An 18,493-nucleotide genomic window follows, 5' to 3' on the forward strand; every position below is an offset into this window, starting at 1 on the left:
GTGGCGTCGCGCAGGAGGGTGATAGAGCCGAGCGCGATGCTCGTACCGCGTGAGTCTACGGCCCGGCGCTCCGCTCGGTCAACGCGGGCCCGGAGCTCCACCGATTCACGAATGCACGGAGGCCGGCACCCGACCCTGCAGGCACCGACCTCCGTGAACCTCGGGAACGCGAGCTGGGCCGCGTGGCTAGGCCCTGCTCTTCACCTCGATCTTGCGGCTCTTGGCCTCGGGGACCTTGGGCATGTGGATCTTGAGAACTCCGTTCTCGAAGACCGCCTTCACACCTTCGGAGTGCACGGTCCGGGGCAGCGTGAACGCGCGCTGGAAGGAACCGTAGCGGCGCTCCCAGATGTGGTAGCGCTCGCCCTCCCGCTCCTCCTCGGCGCGCTTCTCACCACGAATGGTGAGCACGCCGTTCTCGAACTCGATGTCGATGTCCTTCTCGCTGAGGCCAGGCAGGTCCGCGGTCAGCAGGAGCTCGTCCGGCGACTCCCGTACGTCGACGGCGGGAATCCAGTCCGATACGGAGGAGCCTTCGGGGCTGAGCGCGCGGTCGTTGAAGAAGCGCGTGAACATTTGATCGAAATCCGCCCAGGGGCTGGGCCGCCGGGCCGTGTACCGGGTGATGGCCATGGTTGTCTCCGTTGGTTGGTGCTGCGCGCCCGCTCCGACGGCGGGGGGCGCGTGTCAGGCGATGTCGCGACTCCCCATCGCAGGGCACATGCCAACGGAAACCACTGGTTTTTCAGTCAAATCGGCACGCGGGCGAGTCGTCCTGACCGAGCGGCCTGACGCTTCGACAGACCCCCCTGTCTCGATGGCCGGCCGGCATGCGCCGCCGCGGCGGAGGGCCGGAGGGGGCTCCCTCAGCGCACGGGTTCGGCGAGCTCCAGGGCGAACCGCGCCGCCCCTCGGTCCGGCCGCACTTCGCGCGTCAGGATCTCCAGCCCCATCTCGTTGATGACCCGCTCGACCCGCGAGCGCAGCGCCCGACCGGGTACGATCAAGCCACCCACCAGGGCCACGGTGCGAATCGACGCCTGCGGACCCAGGCGCTCCAGAAGGGCTTTCAGATGGAGCCGCAACTCGGCCACGGCCTCGTTGACGAGGCTCTGTGCCACGGCATCGCCTCGGTCGGCGATGCCCACGACCGTGGGGGCCAAGGCGGCGATGTCACGTTTGGTGGCGTGAGCCACCCAGTCGACCAGCTCGGCCGGGGCCGCCAGCCCCAACTCCTTGAGCAGCGACGAAAGCTCGGTCCGGGGCCCGCGACCGTCGTGGGCACGAAGCAGCGCCGAAAGCCCGGCCAGTCCCAGCGCGTACCCGGAGCCCTCATCCCCCAACGTCGAACCCCACCCTCCGACGGAAAGGCGTTCCCCTTCGGCCGTGACCGCATAGGCGATCGACCCGGTGCCGGAAATCAGTACGATGCCGGGTCCCTTCCCGAAGGCATCGTGGATGGCCGCGTCGACGTCGGTGCCCACTTCGACTCGACGGACCAGGTCGCGCGAGATTTCCTCGAGCTCCTTCTTCAGAAGCTGGCGGGTGGACTCCCGACCCGCCCCGGCGAGAGCCGCCCACAGCGCCGCCGCCGGTCTGGGGACACGGTGCTCGTTCAGCACCCGGCGCACGATGGTGTCGACCAACAGCGCCGCCTTGGCCGGCGCTTCCGGATCGACCAGCGTCGCCGAGCCCTCCCCGATCCCGATCTCCTTGCCGGAGCGATCCATGATGAGCACCCGGGTCCGCGTGCCGCCCCCGTCGATGCCGATCACTACCTCGTTCGCCATGACCATCACGCCGTCCTGAACACCCGCGCCAATGTGGTTCCGGTCGCGAAAGTAACGGCGGCACCAATAGGCACGAACCAGGGCCAGGCCACCTGTGTCGTCCAGAGGCTCCAGATCACGGTGACCACGCCGATCCCGACCGTCATGGCCACGGCCACCACCCCGGACGACGCCCGGGTCCCTCGGACCCCCATCAGGAACGCTCCCAGGAGCCCTCCATAGACCAGCGAGGCCACCGCGAGGGCCACCTCCACAGCCGAGGTGCCCCGACTCAACGGAATGAAGAGGACCGCGCCACCGACCAGCAAGGCCGACCACAACAGCGTGAAGATGCGGCCGGCCCGCAGCACGGCGGCATCATCGTCGACTCCCCGCAGCGGCGCCCAGAAGTCGTAGGCGGCCGCCGAGGCCAACGAGTTGATGGAGGAGGACAGGGACGACATGGCGGCGGCGAACACACCCGCCATCAGCAGGCCCGTCAACCCCGCGGGCAAGCCTTCCACGATGAAGCGAGCGAAGATCTCGTCGGGCCGATCGAAGGCTCGCGGTCCCGCATCGGTCATGTAGTACGCCCACAATCCCAGGCCCACCGTCAAGAACAGCGCGAACTGGACGATGACGGCCAGCCCGCTCCCGATCAGGGCCTGCTGGCTCGAGCGCAAGTCACGACAGGTGAGCAGGCGTTGAACGATGAGTTGGTCGGTTCCGTGGGAGGCCATCGTCAAGAACCCGCCGCCCACCACCCCCGCCCAGAAGGTGTAGGGGGTGGAGAGCGTCAACCCGAAGTCCAGGACCTGCAGCTTGCCCGCTGCCGCCGCTTGTGTGAAGACCGCACTCCAGCCCCCGTCCACTGCGAGGCCAACGGCCACCAAGGCAACGATCCCTCCGACCAGGTAGAGCCCCATCTGCAGGGCGTCCACCCAGACCACGGCGCGAATGCCACCTAGATAGGTGTAGACCACGGTGAGCACGGCGATGGCGGCGATCGACACCGGATAGGGCCAGCCCGTGATGATCGCCAACGGAATCGCGGTGGCGAACAGGCGGACCGAATCCGCCAGGAGCCGCGTCACCATGAAGACCCCGGACGTGAAGCGTCGCGCTCCCGCGCCGAACTGGCGTTCGAGCATGCTGTAGGCGGTCGTCATCTCCCCGCTCGCATAGCGCGGCAGGAACACGACCGAGACCGCCACGCGGCCGGCCAGGTAGCCGAACGTGAGCTGCAGAAACGTCAGGGAGCCCAGGTAGGCGATCCCCGGTACGGAGAGAAACGTAAGCGTGCTCGTCTCCGTGGCCACGATCGACAGCATCACGGCCAGCCAGGGAAGCTCTCTCCGCCCCAGAAAGTAGTCGGTGCCGCCCGTCTGTCCGCGTCCCAGCCACGCGCCCCAGACGGTTACGCCCAGCAGATAGACGCCCAGCACCACGACGTCGAGTCCGGTGAACGCTTCACTCATGAGGCGGCCACCGAATGTCGAGGGAACGCGCGTTCACTCCCGCCCTACCGGAGCATCGAGCACCGCCCGCGCGGCCAGGTCGTGGACAGCGCGCCGGAAGGGCACGTGCGCCTGATTCTCGCGCGTGGGATTGACACGATTGGTGAGCAACACCACGAAGAGGTCGCGCTCGGGATCCATCCAGATGGACGTCCCGGTGAAACCGGTGTGCCCGAAGGAACGCCGAGAAAAATACTGCCCCGCCGACGAGTTTCCGCTGGGAGTATCCCAGCCCAGTGCGCGGCTGGACGTTCCGTCGTGCCGCAAGGTGAACAGCCGGATGGTCGACGCGTTGAGGAGGGTCAGGTCCCGTGGGCGCGGTGCGTTGCAGGGCACACCCGAGCCCGCGACCGGTCGGCACGCGGGAGCGACTCCGTTCCCCAGCATCATCGCCGCGAACACCGCGAGGTCCCGGGCCGAGGAAAACAACCCCGCATGCCCAGCCACTCCGCCCAGGGCCCATGCGTTCTCGTCGTGGACCTCGCCGCGCACATGGCGCCGTCGAAAGGTCCGGTCGATCTCGGTCGGCGCGATCCGGTCGATCAACTCGGCCGCGGGCCGGAAGCCCGTGTCGACCATCCCCAGCGGCCCGAACACCCGCTCGGCCAGGAAGGCGTCCAGGGTCAGGCCGCTGATGCGCTCGACGATGAAGCCGGTCGTCATCAAGCCGATGTCCGAGTAGACGGTCGAATCGCCGGGGGCATAGTCCAGCGCGAGCCCGTTGATCACGCGTTGGTACGCGTCTCTGCCGCTCTCCTGCAGGTACCATTGGCGGAAGGGTGGTAGCCCGGCTCGGTGCAGCAAGAGGTGGCGGACGGTCACGTCCCGCTTGCGGGGGTCTCCATCCGCCCAGTCGGGCAGGTAACGGATCACGGGCGCATCGAGGTCCAGACGCCCTTCCTCGACCAGGAGCATCGCGGCGGTGGTGGTGCCCACCACTTTGGTCAGCGATGCCAGGTCCCAGAGCGTGGCCGCGTCCGCTGGAGGCGACGTCGCATCGGTGTCGAGGCGTCCGAACCCACGCAGGCGCACGACACGCCCGTGGCGGCCCACGGCCACGGCGACACCGGGCGCCACCCCCTGCTCCACGCCGGCCAGGATCAACGAATCCAGTTGGGCGAGGACCGCTTCGGACATCCCGACTTCGCTCGCCTCCGTCTCCAGCGGGGAGATCCGCATGCCGGTCGCTTGCAGCGCTCCGTCCTGCGCACCCGCGGCGCGGACGACACGGCGGCCCGGTAGCACGCCTGCCTCCGCCAGCGGATCGCGCACGTCACTGACGGGGCGCGCTCCGGTGGCGGCGCGGTCGAGGCCCATGCCCACGCGCTGCTCCGGCGGGAGTGTGATGGGGAGGCGTCCGGTGATCGGTTGGGCTCCGACCAACGCTCGCGCGGCAGCCTGCTGGGACACCTCGTGCGGGCCCCAGCCGATCAAATAGGCATCCGCGTGCGGAAAGGCCGTACGCAGGTAGGGGTTGCCCAGCGACACCACCACCACCGGAGAGCGCCCCCGCAATCCCTCCACCAACCCCGACAACCCCTCCGGGGCCGCCACGCTGCCCGCGGCTGCCGTCGGCGGGGTGTAGGCGCTGACCACCACGAGATCGACGCTGTCGGACGCGGCTGCCAGCTCGACGTAGCCGTCCTGCGGTGTCTCGTCGAACACGCGCTGGCTCCGTACCTCCGCGCCGAACCGGCGCAACTCGGCGTCGAAGGCCAGGCCCGCGGCCGGGTCGCTCACACGAGCGTAGGTGATCGAGAGAATCCGGCGGCGCCGCGCCAGGTCCAACGGCACCAGCGCCCAGGAATCCGTGACCAGGGTCACGGACTGCACCGCGTCCGCTTCCGCAGCCCTGACGTGCTCTGCGGACCCCACCAGCTCGTCGACGGCTTCCATGTCTACGAAGCGTCGCTCGTGCAGGCCCACGCGGGCCTTCAACGTGAGGATCCTCCGCACCGACGCCTGGATGCGCTCCCTGGGGATGCGTCCGCTGTTCACGGCATCCGTCACGGCGGTCACGGCCGCACGCGGATCCTCGGGCGCCAGGATGACGTCCGAGCCTGCCTCGATGGCGAGCACCGCAGCCTCACCACCGCCATAGGCATCGCTGATCGCCGCCATCCGGAGCGCGTCCGTGAAGAGGACGCCGCGGAATCCCATCTCTTCACGCAGCAGCCGCGTCATGAAGTACGGAGACAACGTAGCCGGGGGAGCATCCTCACCGAGCACGGCCGGCACGGACACATGAGCAGTCATGACCCCGTCCACGCCATGGTCGACGGCAGCGCGAAACGGCACCAACTCGAGACGATCCAAACGCGCTCGGTCGGCCGTCACGACCGGCAGGGCCAGGTGCGAGTCGGTCTCCGTATCTCCGTGCCCCGGGAAGTGCTTGGCGGTGGTGAGTCCGCCCCCGGCCCGCGCCCCCTCGATGAACGCGACACCCAACCGGGCCACGTCGGCCGGCCTCTCGCCGAACGAACGCGTGTTGATGATCGGGTTGGCGGGATTGGAGTTCACGTCCAACACCGGCGCGAAGATCATGTGCACACCCACAGCGCGTGCCTCAGCCGCCGTGATGCGGCCATACTCGAAGGCGGCGCGCTCGTCCGCGATGGCGCCGAACGCCATGGTCGGCGGAAAGCTGGTGCCACCGCCTTGTGCGAGCAGAGAGGGCAGCGCGTAGGAGTGGTTGATCCGCATCCCCGGTCCGCCGTTCTCGAAGTCGGAGGTGACCAACAGCGGGACGCGGGCGCGGCGCTGCAGCTCGTTCAGCTTCGCAGCATACGAGTGGGGCAAGCCGATGGAGATGGACACCCCCCCCAGACCCAGCTCCTCCACCCACCCCGCGATCTCCTTGAACTCGGGGCTCGAGGTCGAAGCATAGGCGCCGGGAATCCAGGGAATGACGAGCTGCCCCACCTCTTCAGCGAGTGTCAGGCCCGCCAAGGTCTGCTCGACCCAGCGCTCCCCCGCGAAGTCCAGCTCGTCCAGGACCTCGGCCTCCGGTACCGCGGCCGCTGTGCGGTACGCCGGTGCGGGCGGGGGGCCTGCCTCCGCGGGTGCTCCCGCGGAGCACGCCAGCGTGCACACCCCGGCGAGCAGGACCCTCGCCCCGCCGCGCCGCCGCCTTGACGCCTGCCTCATCGCTGCAAGGTGAGGCCGAAACCCACCGGGTAGTCTTCGGAGATGCGAGTGGGAAGGTGACCCGCGAACTCCGCCCTCCCGAACAAGGCCGCCGCCGCCGCCCGTTGGCTGGCCCCCGATCCGCTCCAGGCCGCCACGTAGGCGCGCGTTGTCGGAAAATCGCGGATGAGGTACGGGCTCCCGAACGAGACGACCACGTGCGGCACTCCTGCCTCCGAGAGGGATTGAACCAGACGAGCCAGGCCTTCGGCGACCCCAATCTGGGTGCTGGACGTCACGGCGGCCACATAGGTGGAGATGACCACCAGCTCGTACTGGCGCGCTTCGCGGGCGAGCCGTTCGTAGACGCCCGCGTCGGTGTCGCGGTATACGCTCTCCGTGCGGAGCCGTGGGTACGTCTCCCTCAGGACCCGGTCGAACGAACGACCGGCCAGTAGATCACTCTCCCTCCGGTAGGTGAGGGAAAGCACGCGGGCCCGCCGCGTGCCCCGGAGTGGGAGAACGCGATCGTTCTTGATCAGGGTCATCGAATGGGCGGCGATCTCGTCCGCGATCTCCCGGTGCTCGGGGATGCCCACTTTGTAGACCACACCGGCAACGTCCACCGTGCGCCGACGGTCGAGCCCCAAGCGCTCTTTGGCCCGCAGGATCTTGGTGACGGCTTCGTCCAGCCTCGCCTCCGGAAGCCGCCCTGCCTCGACCGCCGTCACGATGGCGTTGATCGCCACCTCCGGGTTGGGGGGCATCAGGATGATGTCCGCTCCCGCCATGAGCGCCCGGACCGCGGCCTCGCCGCGGCCGTAGGCGCGGTCGATGGCACCCATGTTCATGGCATCGGTCACCACCAGGCCGGAGAACCCCAGATCGCGCTGCAGGAGATCGGTGAGCACCTTGCCCGAAAGCGTCGCCGGGAGCCGTTGCTCCCCCGTGATCTCCGGCAGCGAGATGTGCGCGGTCATGATGGCGCCGATCCCGTCGTCGATGGCGCGGCGGAACGGTACCAACTCCAGCGAATCCAGCCGGGAACGCGTGGAGCGGATGACCGGCAGCGCGAAATGGGAGTCCGTGTCCGTATCCCCGTGCCCCGGGAAGTGCTTTCCGGTGGCGATGGCGCCCGCCTCCTGGATCCCTCGCACGAACAGCGCCCCCATCGCGGCTACGCGCTCGGCATCCTCACCGAACGAACGCGTGTTGATGATGGGGTTGTCCGGGTTGTTGTTGACGTCCAGGACGGGTGCGAACGGCAGGTGGATCCCCAGCGCCAGGGCCTCACGACCGGTGGCCAGTCCAGCCTGGTAGGCGTACTGGGGATCCCCGGTGGCGCCGATGGCCATGAGCGACGGGAAGGTCGTCGCTCCCCCGAGCTCGTAGGCGCCCGGGAGGCGGACGATGCCGTCGAACCGGAAGCCCGGCCCCTCTTCGAGGTCGGCACCCACCAGGAGGGGAAGGCGGGACAGGCCCTGGAGGTAGTTCAACTTGACCGCGACCTCGGTGGGCGAGCCCATGGTCACAATGAGGCCCCCAACCTCGCTCTTCTCGATGGCGTCGAGCGTTTGCGCGAGGCTTTCCGATCCGGCGGGCGTGAACGCCCCCTCCACCAGGGGCATGAGGACCTGGCCGGCCTTCTGACGCAGGCTCAGGGTCTCGAGCGTCGCGGTGGACCAGGTGTATTCCGCTCCGCCCCGCCCTTCCCCCCCTGGCGCACCCTCGGGCGATTGGGCCAGCGACGGGTTCGCACAGGCGAGAACCAGGGCAAGCGCCGCCGCCTGACCCCGCAGCCACTGAAGCTCGCGAGGCGGAGATCGGAATGCGCGCACGGGCGGGACCCTCATCGGATAGGGACTCGGTCTCCTTCCAGGCTCGCAAGACGCGCGCCGCCCCCTGCGGCCTGCGCGAGGTCGGATTGACGAACCCCCGGCGCCACCTGCAACGTGGCACGCAGGTCGCTGCGCCATGACGTCGAACCGCGCCCGGAAGCTAATGAACGTACTCCGCCTCCCACAATCGTACCCGATCACGTCCACCGCGCTGCTCCTGCTCGGCGCCTGCGGGGGCAGCAGCGAAGCGGCTCCGGCCGCCACCGGGGAGCATACACCGGCTCGGGTACGTCCGGGAATCGAGGTCCTGCTCACGGACTCGATCGACGTCGTCCGCGGTCGAAGGGTGGCCCTGCTCACCAATCACACGGGCGTCGACGGCGAGGGACGGCCCTCCATCGACCGACTCTACGAGCACCCTGAGGTGGAGCTCGTGGCGCTGTTCGCTCCCGAGCACGGCATCCGCGGTGCCGCCGAGGCAGGCGAATTGGTGGAGAGCGGTCGGGACGAGCAGACCGGACTACCGATCCACTCGCTCTACGGCGACACCCGCAAGCCGACCCCGGCGATGCTGGAAGGGATCGATGTGCTGCTCTACGACATCCAGGACGTCGGGACCCGCTACTACACCTACCTCTCCACCATGGCTTTGGCGATGGAAGCCGCGGGCGAGGCCGGGATCCCTTTCGTGGTGCTGGACCGACCCGATCCCATCAACGGCATGACCGTGCAGGGAGACGTGCTGGATCCCGAGTACTCCACGTTCGTGGGACGCTACCCGGTGCCCATGCGCTACGGAATGACGCCGGGCGAGTTCGCGCGACTGGTCCGCGGGGAGTTCGGGGTGGAAGTGGAACTCCACGTCGTCCCTTTGGACGGATGGACGAGGGACCTGTCCTTCCCCGAGACCGGGCTGCCCTGGATCGCCCCATCACCCAACATGCCCTCGGTCGAGAGCGCCCTGCACTACCCGGGGACCTGCCTGTTCGAGGGGACCAACCTCTCCGTGGGTCGCGGAACGCCTGAGGCATTCCAGCAAATCGGCGCGCCCTGGCTGGATGGCGAGGACCTGGCCCAAGCCATGGCGGCGTACGACCTGCCCGACGTCCGCGTCACAGCCGTTTCGTTCACCCCGCGCCAGCCTGGGGATGGCAAGTTCGGAGACGAAACCGTCCAGGGCGTCCGCCTGACCGCCCTGGGTCCTGCCTACGACCCGACCCGCACGGCCGTCGCGCTGCTGATCGAGGCCCGGAGGATGTCGGGGGATCGCTGGGATTGGCGGGAAGGTCACTTCGACCGGCTGGCCGGCAGCGACGACCTTCGTCTCGGCATCGAAGCCGGACGAAGCCTCGACGCCGTTACGGCACCCTGGTCGGAACAGCGTCGGGCCTTCGAACAGCTCCGCAGCCGCTACCTCATCTACCCGTGAGGGGGCCTGGAGGCGGCTAGGAACCGCCCTCTGCAACTCGCACGCCTCGCTGGATCACCGCATGGATGCGCTGAGTGTTGCGGATGTCGACCAGCGGCGACGCGTCCAGCACCAGCACCGTGGCTTCCGCGCCCGCCTCCACACCCCAATCGTGGCCGAGGAACTCCATCGGCACCACCGTGGCGGCAGCGAGGGCATCCCATTCGGAAAGCCCGGCTTCCACCAACAGCTCCATCTCACGGTGGACCGAGTAGCCCTGGAAGACGCCCGGATTGCCCGCGTCGGTTCCGGCGCCGATGCGCACTCCCGCCGCAGCCAAGGTCGACACGGCTTCGAGATTGGGTCGCTCGAGCGAGCGCACCCACGCCAGGAAGCCCTGCATACGCGCCGGCCAGACAGCCGGATCCCGATAGCTGTCGAGGACCGACGGATCTACCGACTCAACGAGGAGGGGTCGGTCGAGAAGCGCCGGGTCGCGCGCGATGCGAGCCAACTCGCTCTGCACGGCGAGCGTGGGGATGTGCAGGGTCCCCTTCTGAACCATCAGGGCGGCCACGCCGGGCGGCATCGGCCCCGGGCCCGGGGTGTGCGTGACGGCGTCCGCGCCGGCTTCGACCGCATCCTGCAGGTCCTGCCAGGTGCCGACGTGCACAATCGTCTTCAGCGCGTGGGAATGGGCGGCCTCGACCACGGCCTGCAAGGTGGCCCGGTCCAACGTGGGTAGGGAACGACCGCCGTAGACATTGTGGTCGTACACCAGCTTCACGACGTCGGGCCGCTTGAGCGCCAGCGCGTCGACTTCCCGCCAGGCATCCTCCGGCGTGTCCACGAGCCGGGTGGGCACTCCGTACTCGGAGCAATGCCCACCCGTGGCCGTGAGGCATGGACCTGCAGCAAACACGTCGGCGCCGGGGAGCCCCTCCGCTCGCTGACGGTCCCGCACACCCAGGATCATGTCTTCCATGCTGAACAGGTCGAGGAAGCCGGTGACCCCCGCGCGCAGCGCGAGCCGGGCGGTACCGACCGGCCCGGTCATCTGGCCTGGGCCCGTCATGGCGGCATTGCCGAAGGAGTGTGTGTGCAGATCAAAGAGTCCGGGGATGACCCAGCGCCCCTGGACGTCGAGGATGGGAGCCCCCGGGGGCACGGGCGCGTCGGCGCCGGCCGCCGCCACCCGACCCGCACGGATCACCAGGCGGCCTTCGATGACCGTGCGCGCACGCGGATCGACGATGTGCGCGTTCTCGAGGACCAGGTCCTGCGCTGCTACGTGTGTCGCCAACCCCGCCGTGAGCAGAACGGCGGCGGCGGCAAGACGGGAACGCTCGCGTGCCCGGACCCAGGACCTCATACGGCGCTCCGTCTGGTGGTTGCCGTGGCCGAACCCCACTCCCTTCGAGTCGCGACCGTCAGGGGACGTTGAACCGCTCCCCCGGGTAGGGGAGGCTCCAGCTGGAGCCGGCCGGGAGCACCCGCTCCAGCCTGCGCACGAACTCGTCGAGGTCGGTGAGGGGAACGGAACGCGGTGCTTCGGAGGGGGGGTCGAAGAAGTCCTCCCAGTGTCCCAGGAAGACGTGGCGCGGCTGCGCGTTCTCCACGATCGACTCGGGATAGCGGCGTACGTGGTCGAAGCTGGGTGGACATACGATCGCTACGTCCACCGGCACGCCATCCTTCAACACATCGTCGGGAATCGAGCCCCAGGGCTCCGTGCTGGCGAGATCCTGATAATGGATCCGGTAGGCGACGCCTCCCTGGGCATCGAGGAAATCGATGAGAAACGCGTAGGCGACTCCGCCCTTCCACCCTTCCGCGGTCTCCGGCAGCTCCGCCAACGGCGTATCCACCGTGCCCTCGAAGAGCTCGACCTTCGGAAAGTGGGGTGCGTGCAGGGTCTGGATGGCCATCACCCGTGCCCGCCCCCCGGCCAGCGCCAGCCAGCGGCCGGGGACTTCCGGAGTGCCCGCGTCGGCGTTGACCGCGTGCACGCGCGCCGGGTCGACCACCGGGGCCAGGATGTTGCGGGCCGTGCGATTGGCGTACACCGTGGCGCCGCGGGCGCGGCGATTCGCGATGAAGGGCACATCCATCAGGTGATCGTAGTGCGCGTGTCCGACCAGGATGGCCTCGACGCCACTGACGTCCGGCAAGAGGGCGTCGACGCGCGAGGTGTCGGACTCGATGCGGCCAAAAGCCACGCGCGTGGCCGAAGGATTCGAGTAGAAGGGCGCGGTCAGGATCTGAACGCCGTTCCACTCGAGCAACCAGCCGCCCACGCCCAGGTAGCGCACGTGCAGGTCACCGGCACCTCCACCGCAACAGGGCACGGTACCCCGAGGCGGAGCCGGCGTCCCCAGGAGAGTGCAACCGCCCAGTGCGAGCGCCGCCGCCAGCGCGAGGACGGGGCCTCGCGTCACGTCACGGCGCCGGATGCCAGCGCGCCCACCGCCTCCGAGAACGCCTCGTGCAACGTCCGGGCGACCGCCCCGACGCGGCCACCGCCCACCCGGCGACCATCCACGCTCACGATCGGGCGGACCTCCGTCGTGGTCCCCGTGGTGAAGAGCTCGTCCGCATCCCAGAGCGATTCGAGGCGAATGGGTCGCTCCTCGACCGGGATGCCTCGCGCCCGCGCCAGGTCCAACACCAGGTCGCGCGTGATGCCCGGAAGGATGTAGTTGGACTTGGGGTAGGTCACCGCCGTACCGCCGAACACGGCGAACAGGTTGTTGTGGGCACCTTCGATCGCGATCCCGTCTTTGACGAACAACGCATCGTCGACGCCCGCCGCTACGGCTGACTGTTGCGCCAGGACGTTGGGCAGCAGCGCGATGGACTTGATATCGCAGCGGGCCCAGCGAGGATCGGGGACGGTGATCGCGGAATAGCCCTCACTCCAGCGCACCGGATCGGGACGGCGGAACTCCTTGGCAAACGCGTATACGGTAGGCGCCACGGCCGGAGTGGGAAATGCATGCGACCGCGGGGCCACCCCGCGCGTCACCTGCACGTAGACGATCGCAGCCGGCGCGTTGGCAAGTCCGTTCCTGCGCAACAACTCGTCATGGACGGCCACCAGACTCGCGGGATCGAAGTCGATGGAGAGCGCCGCGAGCCCAGACGCCATGCGGGCGAGGTGTGCATCGAGGCGCAGCCAGCGGCCCTCGTAGGCCGCAGCCACTTCGTAGATCCCGTCGGCAAAGAGGAAGCCTCGATCGTCCACCGGCACCATCGCCTCCGCCGCCGGCAGGTAGGCCCCATTCAGGTAGACCACGCTCACGGATCCAGCCTCCGCATCGAACGAGAAGTGGGTGACGCCAGGCCGGCGCCACCCACGTGCCACTGCATCCCGCCACGCCGCCCACCACTGCGGATCGGCGCGGGTCGGATCGGTCCCTCTGGTGGAGGTGCCGTTGCACCTCCAACCGATGGACGCCCCCGGTTCAGTTCAACCCTTTGCGCTCCAACCGCTCGAACTCCTCGAGCAGCTCGGCGTCACGCACCACGTTGTCGGCGGAATCGGCGGCCACCGGGGTGTTCTCATCCTCGTCTTCGGCCACCTCGTCGCCTGCCGACAGCTGTTTGGGCTCACCGGCTTCACCTGCGCCGAGCAGGCCCATCTGCTGTTTGAGCGCCAGGAGCCGTCCCTCCACATCCGAGCCCCCGGTTCCGGACTCGAGACGCAGGAACTCGTCCTCGAGCGTGTCGCCGCGCAACGCTTCGGTCACCTCGGCGGAGGCCAGGCTCTGGCGCTCCTGCTCTTCGATCTTCTCCGCCATGCGGTTGAAGGCCTCGAAGGCAGACGTGTCTGACAGGCCCGCCATGGTCTCGTGGATGCGCTTCTGGGCCTGGGCGCGCTTCTGCTTGGCGATGAGGAGATTCCGCTTGCGCTTGGCCTCTTCGATCTTGTCGTTCAACTGGCGCAGCGAGTTCTTGAGCTTCTCGGTCTCCGCGGACTGCGCGGTCCAAGTCTGCTCCAGGGCAGCGGCACGACCCGCATGCTCCTGTTGACGGATCAACGCTTGCTTGGCCAGGTCGTCCCGATTCTCCTTGACCGCCAGCATGGCTCGGTGTTCCCACTCCCGTGCCTGTTTGACCTCGTCGTCCAGCTGCTGCCGGAGCTTGCGCTCATCGGCAATGGCGGCTGCGACCTCTCGCTTCGCCTTCGCCAGCTGATCCCTCATGTCGAGGATGATCTGGTTCAGCATCTTCTCCGGGTTTTCTGCCCGGGCGATGAGGTCGTTGATGTTCGATTTGAAGACCGTCGAGAGTTTCTGCAGGATGCCCATGGGTCTCTCAGCCCTCCACGCCGGCGGACGCGAGGGAGCGAATGCGGTCCAAGTGTCCGGAAGCGGCGAGTTGCAGGCTCTCCAGCGAAGCCTGCAGCTCATGGTAGTCCAGCGTTTCGAGCTCGAGCGTGTGTGAGAGGATCAGCTCGTCCCCCTCGATCCCGTAGGCGCCGTGCACGATATCGGTGGCGTTCAGTTCGAGCAGCGTCCGGTAGAGGTCTGCCAACCCGTTCTTCTCCGGCAGCGTCATCACCTTCAGCCGCGCCACCAGGAGTGGCGGGGAATGGTGGAGCACCACCGTGGGCCCTCCCTCCCGGGAGCGCACCACGAACATTCCTTCGGCGACCTCCGTGTAATCCACGTCCATGCGGATCAGGAAGCTCTCGAGATCGTCTCGGCTCACCATGGTTTCCGTTCTCAGGCAAGGCTCGGGCCCGGAAGGCCCGTGCCTCCCGGTCGCGGCGGGCCCCCGCCGCCGAGCGCGTGATCGTCCATGCTACGGTCCAGGGGGCGGTCATGTTCAGCCAGGCCGGCTCAGCCGACCCCGCTCCCCTGGGCTTCGGTCCGTACGCAGTCCCCCAAGCCTCGGTTTCAGAGGGAGTTGCGTCCCTGAAGGTAGCGCGCGGCCCACGGCGAGGCGAGCCGCGCAGCCCGGCGCCTGGCCTCTGCCTGGCTAGACCGGTGTGGCCGCCAGGAGGGGTGCCAGATAGCGGCCGGTATGGGAGCGGGAGTTGGCCGCCACCGACTCCGGCGCCCCCGACGCGACGACGCGCCCGCCACCCGCCCCACCCTCGGGGCCCAGATCGATGATCCAGTCGGCGGTCTTGATCACCTGCAGATTGTGCTCGATGACCACGACCGTATTACCGAGCTCGACGAGACGATGCAGCACCTCCAGGAGCACGCGCACATCCTCGAAGTGCAGGCCGGTCGTAGGCTCGTCGAGGATGTAGACCGTGCTTCCGGTGGCGCGCTTGGAGAGCTCGGTGGCGAGCTTGACCCGCTGCGCCTCGCCGCCGGACAGGGTCGTGGCCGCCTGACCGAGGTGGACATAGCCCAAGCCCACGTCCGCCAGGGTGGCCAGCTTCTCTCGGATCCGCGGCACAGCATCGAAGAACTCCACGGCCTCCTCCACGGTCATGTCGAGGACGTCCGCGATGTTCTTGCCTTTGTAGTAGACGTCGAGCGTCTCCCTGTTGTAGCGCCTGCCACGACAGACGTCGCAGGGCACGTACACGTCCGGCAGGAAGTGCATCTCGATCTTGACCAGCCCGTCTCCCGCGCAGGCCTCACAGCGCCCGCCCTTCACGTTGAAGGAGAAGCGACCCGCGGAGTAGCCGCGCATCTGTGACTCCGGCAGGCTCGCGAACAGGTCACGGATCGGCGTGAAGACGCCCGTGTACGTGGCCGGATTGGAGCGGGGCGTCCGGCCGATCGGGGATTGATCGACCTCGATGACCTTGTCCACCCGCTCGATGCCCTCGATCTCGTCGTGCGCTCCCGCCAGTGCCTTGGATCGATAGAGCCGGCGCGCCAAGGCGCGATAGAGGGTTTCGTTGACCAGCGTGGATTTCCCGGAGCCGCTGACGCCTGTGACGGCCACGAAGCACCCCAGCGGAATCTCCACGTCGATCTCGCGCAGGTTGTGCTCGCGGGCGCCGCGCACCACCAGGGAGCCATTCTCGGGACCGCGCCGGTGCTCAGGCAGCGGAATGTCTCGGCGACCGCTCAGATAGGCTCCCGTCAAAGACGCGTCACAGGCCATCACGTCCGCCAGCGTGCCCTCGACCACCACACGACCTCCGGCCCGACCCGCCCCCGGACCCAGGTCGACGATGTGATCCGCAGCCCGGATGGTGTCCTCGTCGTGCTCCACGACAATGACCGTGTTGCCCAACTCGCGGAGCCGCTCCAGCGTGGCAAGGAGGCGATCGTTGTCGCGCTGGTGCAGTCCGATGGACGGCTCGTCCAGGATGTAGAGCACGCCGACCAGACGACTGCCGATCTGCGTCGCCAGGCGGATGCGCTGTCCCTCGCCACCCGAAAGCGATTCGGCCGAACGGCTGAGGGTCAGGTAGCCGAGCCCCACGTCGGTGAGGAAGCCGAGCCGCTCCCGCACTTCCTTGAGGATGGGTCCTGCGATTTCGGCCGGGAGCGGCCGCATGTCGATCGCCTTGCGCGGCTTCTTCTCGCCCGCGACGCGCACGCGCCCCACGAAGTCCAGTACCTCGTCGATGGGTGCGTCCACCACGTCCCAGATCGATCGCCCCCCTACCGTGACCGCCAGCGACTCTCTCCGCAGGCGGCTGCCCCCACACGCGGTGCACGGGAGCGTGGACATGTAGTCCTCGAGCTGGGTGCGAACCTGATCCGACTTGGTCTCCGCGTAGCGCCGCTCCACACTGGCCACCACCCCTTCCCAGCGATCCTCGTAGAACCCCTTGGTCGAGCCTGCCCGGTAGGGGAAGCGGATCTTCATCTTGCCTGAGCCGTGCAGGATGGCGCGCTGCGCCTCCTTGGACAGCTCCACCCAGGGTTGGTTGGGCTCGAACTCGTAGGCGTCGGCGAGACCAGGAATCACCGAGTGCCTCAGGTTTCCAGTGGGCTCCCCCCAGGGAAGGACGACGCCCTCCAGCAATGAGACGGAGGAATCCGCGAGCAACAGGTCCGGGTTGACCTCCTTGCGGGTCCCCAGTCCGCCGCAGTCGGGGCAGGCACCGTAGGGCGAGTTGAAGGAGAACTGGCGAGGCTCCAGCTCCGGAAGATCGGTCCCGCACTCCACGCAGGCGTAGTGCTCGCTGAACAGATGCCGCACCTGGGTCTTGCCGCGATGCTCCGTCACCTCCACCACGCCCTCCGCTGCCTTGAGGGCGGTCTCCACCGAGTCCGCCAGCCGATCCCGCTCTTCGTCCTTGATCGACAGTCGGTCCACGATGATCCCGATCTCGTGGTTCTCGTAGCGGTTGAGCGTGGGTGGGTCACTGAGGTCGTAGGTCTCTCCATCCACCCGGGCCCGCACAAACCCTTCCTTGCGCGCTTTCTCGAACAGGTCCCGGAAGGCGCCCTTCCTTCCCCGCACCAACGGCGCCAGCACCTCGATGCGGGTCCCCTCCCCCATCTCCAGCAGGCGCCCGACGATCTGGGTGGCGGACTGACGCTCCACCGCCGCGCCGCACGATGGGCAGTGAGGGGTTCCAACGCGCGCGTACAGGAGTCGGAGGTAGTCGTAGATCTCCGTGACCGTGCCCACGGTGGAGCGGGGGTTGCGGCTCACCGTCTTCTGCTCGATCGAGATGGCCGGAGAGAGGCCCTCGATCGTGTCCACGTCCGGCTTCTCCATCAGTCCCAGAAACTGACGGGCGTAGGCAGACAGAGACTCCACGTAACGACGCTGGCCCTCGGCGTAGATGGTGTCGAAGGCCAGTGACGACTTCCCCGAACCCGACAGACCCGTGATGACGATCAGGCGGTTTCGGGGAAGGCAAACGTCGATGTTCTGGAGATTGTGCTCGCGAGCACCCCGTACGACGAGCTGCTCGCGCGGATCGCTGGAAGCCGGCAGAGTCCGCTCCTCCCTGGTCGGCTAGAGGCCTGTGACCGGTGAACGCCAACGGCTCATCGGTCGCCGGGCTCTAGGCCAGCGCCCTCAGAGCCGCGATCCGCTCGACGGTCGGCGGATGCGTGCTGAAGAGCTTGGTGAAGGCCATGCCACGCACGCCAGCCAGCGGGTTTACGATGGCCAGCTGGGCCGCCGCCGGGTTGACGTCCATGGGAATGCGGCGAGAGGCAGCGTCCAGCCGCTCGAGCGCGCTGATGAGGCCGTGCGGTGATCCTACGATTTCGGAAGCGGCGCGGTCCGCCTGGAACTCATTCTGGCGGCTGATGGCCATCTGCACGATCGCAGCCGCGATGGGCGCTACGATCATCATGGCGATGCCGACGAATGGATTGCGGTCCTCGCCGCGCGAGAGCAAGAACCCCCAGCGCGAAAGCGAGGCGATGGCACCGGCCATCGTCGCGGCCACAGTTCCCGTCAGCATGTGCCGATGCTTGATGTGTCCGAGCTCGTGGGCCAGCACGCCTTCGATCTCACGCTCGTTCATGAGCTCCAACAACCCGGTGGTGCAACACACCACGGCATGCTCGGGGTTACGTCCGGTGGCGAACGCGTTGGGCTGCTTCTGCGGTGCGAGCGCGACGGTGGGCATGGGCAGCCCAGCTCGCTGCCGCAAGCGATCGACCAGGGCATACAGATCGGGAGCGTCTTCGCGTCCGACGATCCGGGCGCGGTACATGCGCAGCACCATGCGGTCGCTGAACCAGTACATCCCGAAGTTCATGAGCGCCGCGAAGAGGAAGAAGGTCAGCGCTCCGCCTCGGCCCCCGAAGACGCCGCCGACGATGGCCAGCATGGCTGTCATGACCGCCATGAGCCCGAAGACCTTGGTTCTCTGCATCCGTACATCCCCCGGTTGTGAAGCCCTCCCGGGAAACACCCCGGGAATCGTCTCTTCTACCCTGACGG

At 68.1% G+C, this 18,493-nt stretch carries 13 protein-coding genes; 1 reads left to right on the forward strand and 12 read right to left on the reverse strand.

Annotation, left to right across the window (positions count from 1 at the left end; translation table 11 throughout):
* Positions 1 to 186: 186 nt before the first annotated feature.
* The 5 genes from R3E10_06350 to R3E10_06370 form a co-directional block, all read right to left on the reverse strand.
* A complete protein-coding gene (locus tag R3E10_06350; GenBank protein MEZ4415356.1) occupies positions 187 to 633 on the reverse strand; it encodes an Hsp20/alpha crystallin family protein in 447 nt (148 codons plus the stop codon).
* 233 nt (positions 634 to 866) lie between these two features.
* Positions 867 to 1,790 carry a BadF/BadG/BcrA/BcrD ATPase family protein gene (locus R3E10_06355; protein MEZ4415357.1) on the reverse strand — a complete coding sequence of 308 codons (924 nt, stop codon included), beginning with the start codon at positions 1,788 to 1,790 and terminating at the stop codon, positions 867 to 869.
* 5 nt (positions 1,791 to 1,795) lie between these two features.
* Entirely contained in the window at positions 1,796 to 3,247 is a 1,452-nt protein-coding gene (locus tag R3E10_06360; GenBank protein ID MEZ4415358.1) for a sodium:solute symporter, read from the reverse strand.
* Between the two features lie 33 nt (positions 3,248 to 3,280).
* Positions 3,281 to 6,379: a glycoside hydrolase family 3 N-terminal domain-containing protein gene (locus R3E10_06365; GenBank protein MEZ4415359.1), complete on the reverse strand. Its 3,099-nt coding sequence runs from the start codon at positions 6,377 to 6,379 to the stop codon at positions 3,281 to 3,283.
* Positions 6,380 to 6,429: 50 nt separating this feature from the next.
* Positions 6,430 to 8,250: a glycoside hydrolase family 3 N-terminal domain-containing protein gene (locus R3E10_06370; GenBank protein MEZ4415360.1), complete on the reverse strand. Its 1,821-nt coding sequence runs from the start codon at positions 8,248 to 8,250 to the stop codon at positions 6,430 to 6,432.
* Positions 8,251 to 8,413: 163 nt separating this feature from the next.
* Between R3E10_06370 and R3E10_06375 the strand changes: the two genes are divergently transcribed.
* Positions 8,414 to 9,679: a DUF1343 domain-containing protein gene (locus tag R3E10_06375; protein MEZ4415361.1), complete on the forward strand. Its 1,266-nt coding sequence runs from the start codon at positions 8,414 to 8,416 to the stop codon at positions 9,677 to 9,679.
* 16 nt (positions 9,680 to 9,695) lie between these two features.
* Here the strand turns inward: R3E10_06375 and R3E10_06380 are convergent, their stop codons facing one another.
* The 7 genes from R3E10_06380 to R3E10_06410 all read right to left on the reverse strand — a co-directional run bounded on the left by R3E10_06380 (position 9,696) and on the right by R3E10_06410 (position 18,425).
* Positions 9,696 to 11,030, reverse strand: a complete 1,335-nt coding sequence (locus tag R3E10_06380) for an amidohydrolase family protein (protein ID MEZ4415362.1) — start codon at positions 11,028 to 11,030, stop codon at positions 9,696 to 9,698.
* A gap of 58 nt (positions 11,031 to 11,088) precedes the next feature.
* A complete protein-coding gene (locus tag R3E10_06385; protein MEZ4415363.1) occupies positions 11,089 to 11,970 on the reverse strand; it encodes an MBL fold metallo-hydrolase in 882 nt (293 codons plus the stop codon).
* Positions 11,971 to 12,092: 122 nt separating this feature from the next.
* On the reverse strand, positions 12,093 to 12,959 hold the full coding sequence (locus tag R3E10_06390; GenBank protein MEZ4415364.1) for an aminotransferase class IV: 867 nt from the start codon (positions 12,957 to 12,959) through the stop codon (positions 12,093 to 12,095).
* 163 nt (positions 12,960 to 13,122) lie between these two features.
* Positions 13,123 to 13,968, reverse strand: a complete 846-nt coding sequence (locus R3E10_06395) for a PspA/IM30 family protein (protein ID MEZ4415365.1) — start codon at positions 13,966 to 13,968, stop codon at positions 13,123 to 13,125.
* Positions 13,969 to 13,975: 7 nt separating this feature from the next.
* Positions 13,976 to 14,374 carry a CesT family type III secretion system chaperone gene (locus R3E10_06400; protein ID MEZ4415366.1) on the reverse strand — a complete coding sequence of 133 codons (399 nt, stop codon included), beginning with the start codon at positions 14,372 to 14,374 and terminating at the stop codon, positions 13,976 to 13,978.
* Positions 14,375 to 14,641: 267 nt separating this feature from the next.
* Positions 14,642 to 17,530: an excinuclease ABC subunit UvrA gene (gene uvrA / locus R3E10_06405; GenBank protein MEZ4415367.1), complete on the reverse strand. Its 2,889-nt coding sequence runs from the start codon at positions 17,528 to 17,530 to the stop codon at positions 14,642 to 14,644.
* Between the two features lie 70 nt (positions 17,531 to 17,600).
* Positions 17,601 to 18,425 (reverse strand): zinc metalloprotease HtpX, encoded by an 825-nt coding sequence (locus tag R3E10_06410; GenBank protein MEZ4415368.1) that lies wholly within the window; start codon positions 18,423 to 18,425, stop codon positions 17,601 to 17,603.
* Between the last annotated feature and the right edge of the window lie 68 nt (positions 18,426 to 18,493).

The sequence above is a fragment of the Gemmatimonadota bacterium genome, from assembly GCA_041390105.1.
GTDB lineage: Bacteria > Gemmatimonadota > Gemmatimonadetes > Longimicrobiales > Gaopeijiaceae > JAGQIF01.

Excerpts from the sequence above, each read along its gene's own strand:
- R3E10_06350 (MEZ4415356.1), bottom strand. The coding sequence starts at position 633 with ATGGCCATCACCCGGTACACGGCCCGGCGGCCCAGCCCCTGGGCGGAT.
- R3E10_06355 (MEZ4415357.1), bottom strand. The coding sequence starts at position 1,790 with ATGGCGAACGAGGTAGTGATCGGCATCGACGGGGGCGGCACGCGGACC.
- R3E10_06360 (MEZ4415358.1), bottom strand. The coding sequence starts at position 3,247 with ATGAGTGAAGCGTTCACCGGACTCGACGTCGTGGTGCTGGGCGTCTAT.
- R3E10_06375 (MEZ4415361.1), top strand. The coding sequence starts at position 8,414 with ATGAACGTACTCCGCCTCCCACAATCGTACCCGATCACGTCCACCGCG.
- R3E10_06380 (MEZ4415362.1), bottom strand. The coding sequence starts at position 11,030 with ATGAGGTCCTGGGTCCGGGCACGCGAGCGTTCCCGTCTTGCCGCCGCC.
- R3E10_06395 (MEZ4415365.1), bottom strand. The coding sequence starts at position 13,968 with ATGGGCATCCTGCAGAAACTCTCGACGGTCTTCAAATCGAACATCAAC.
- R3E10_06400 (MEZ4415366.1), bottom strand. The coding sequence starts at position 14,374 with ATGGTGAGCCGAGACGATCTCGAGAGCTTCCTGATCCGCATGGACGTG.
- R3E10_06410 (MEZ4415368.1), bottom strand. The coding sequence starts at position 18,425 with ATGCAGAGAACCAAGGTCTTCGGGCTCATGGCGGTCATGACAGCCATG.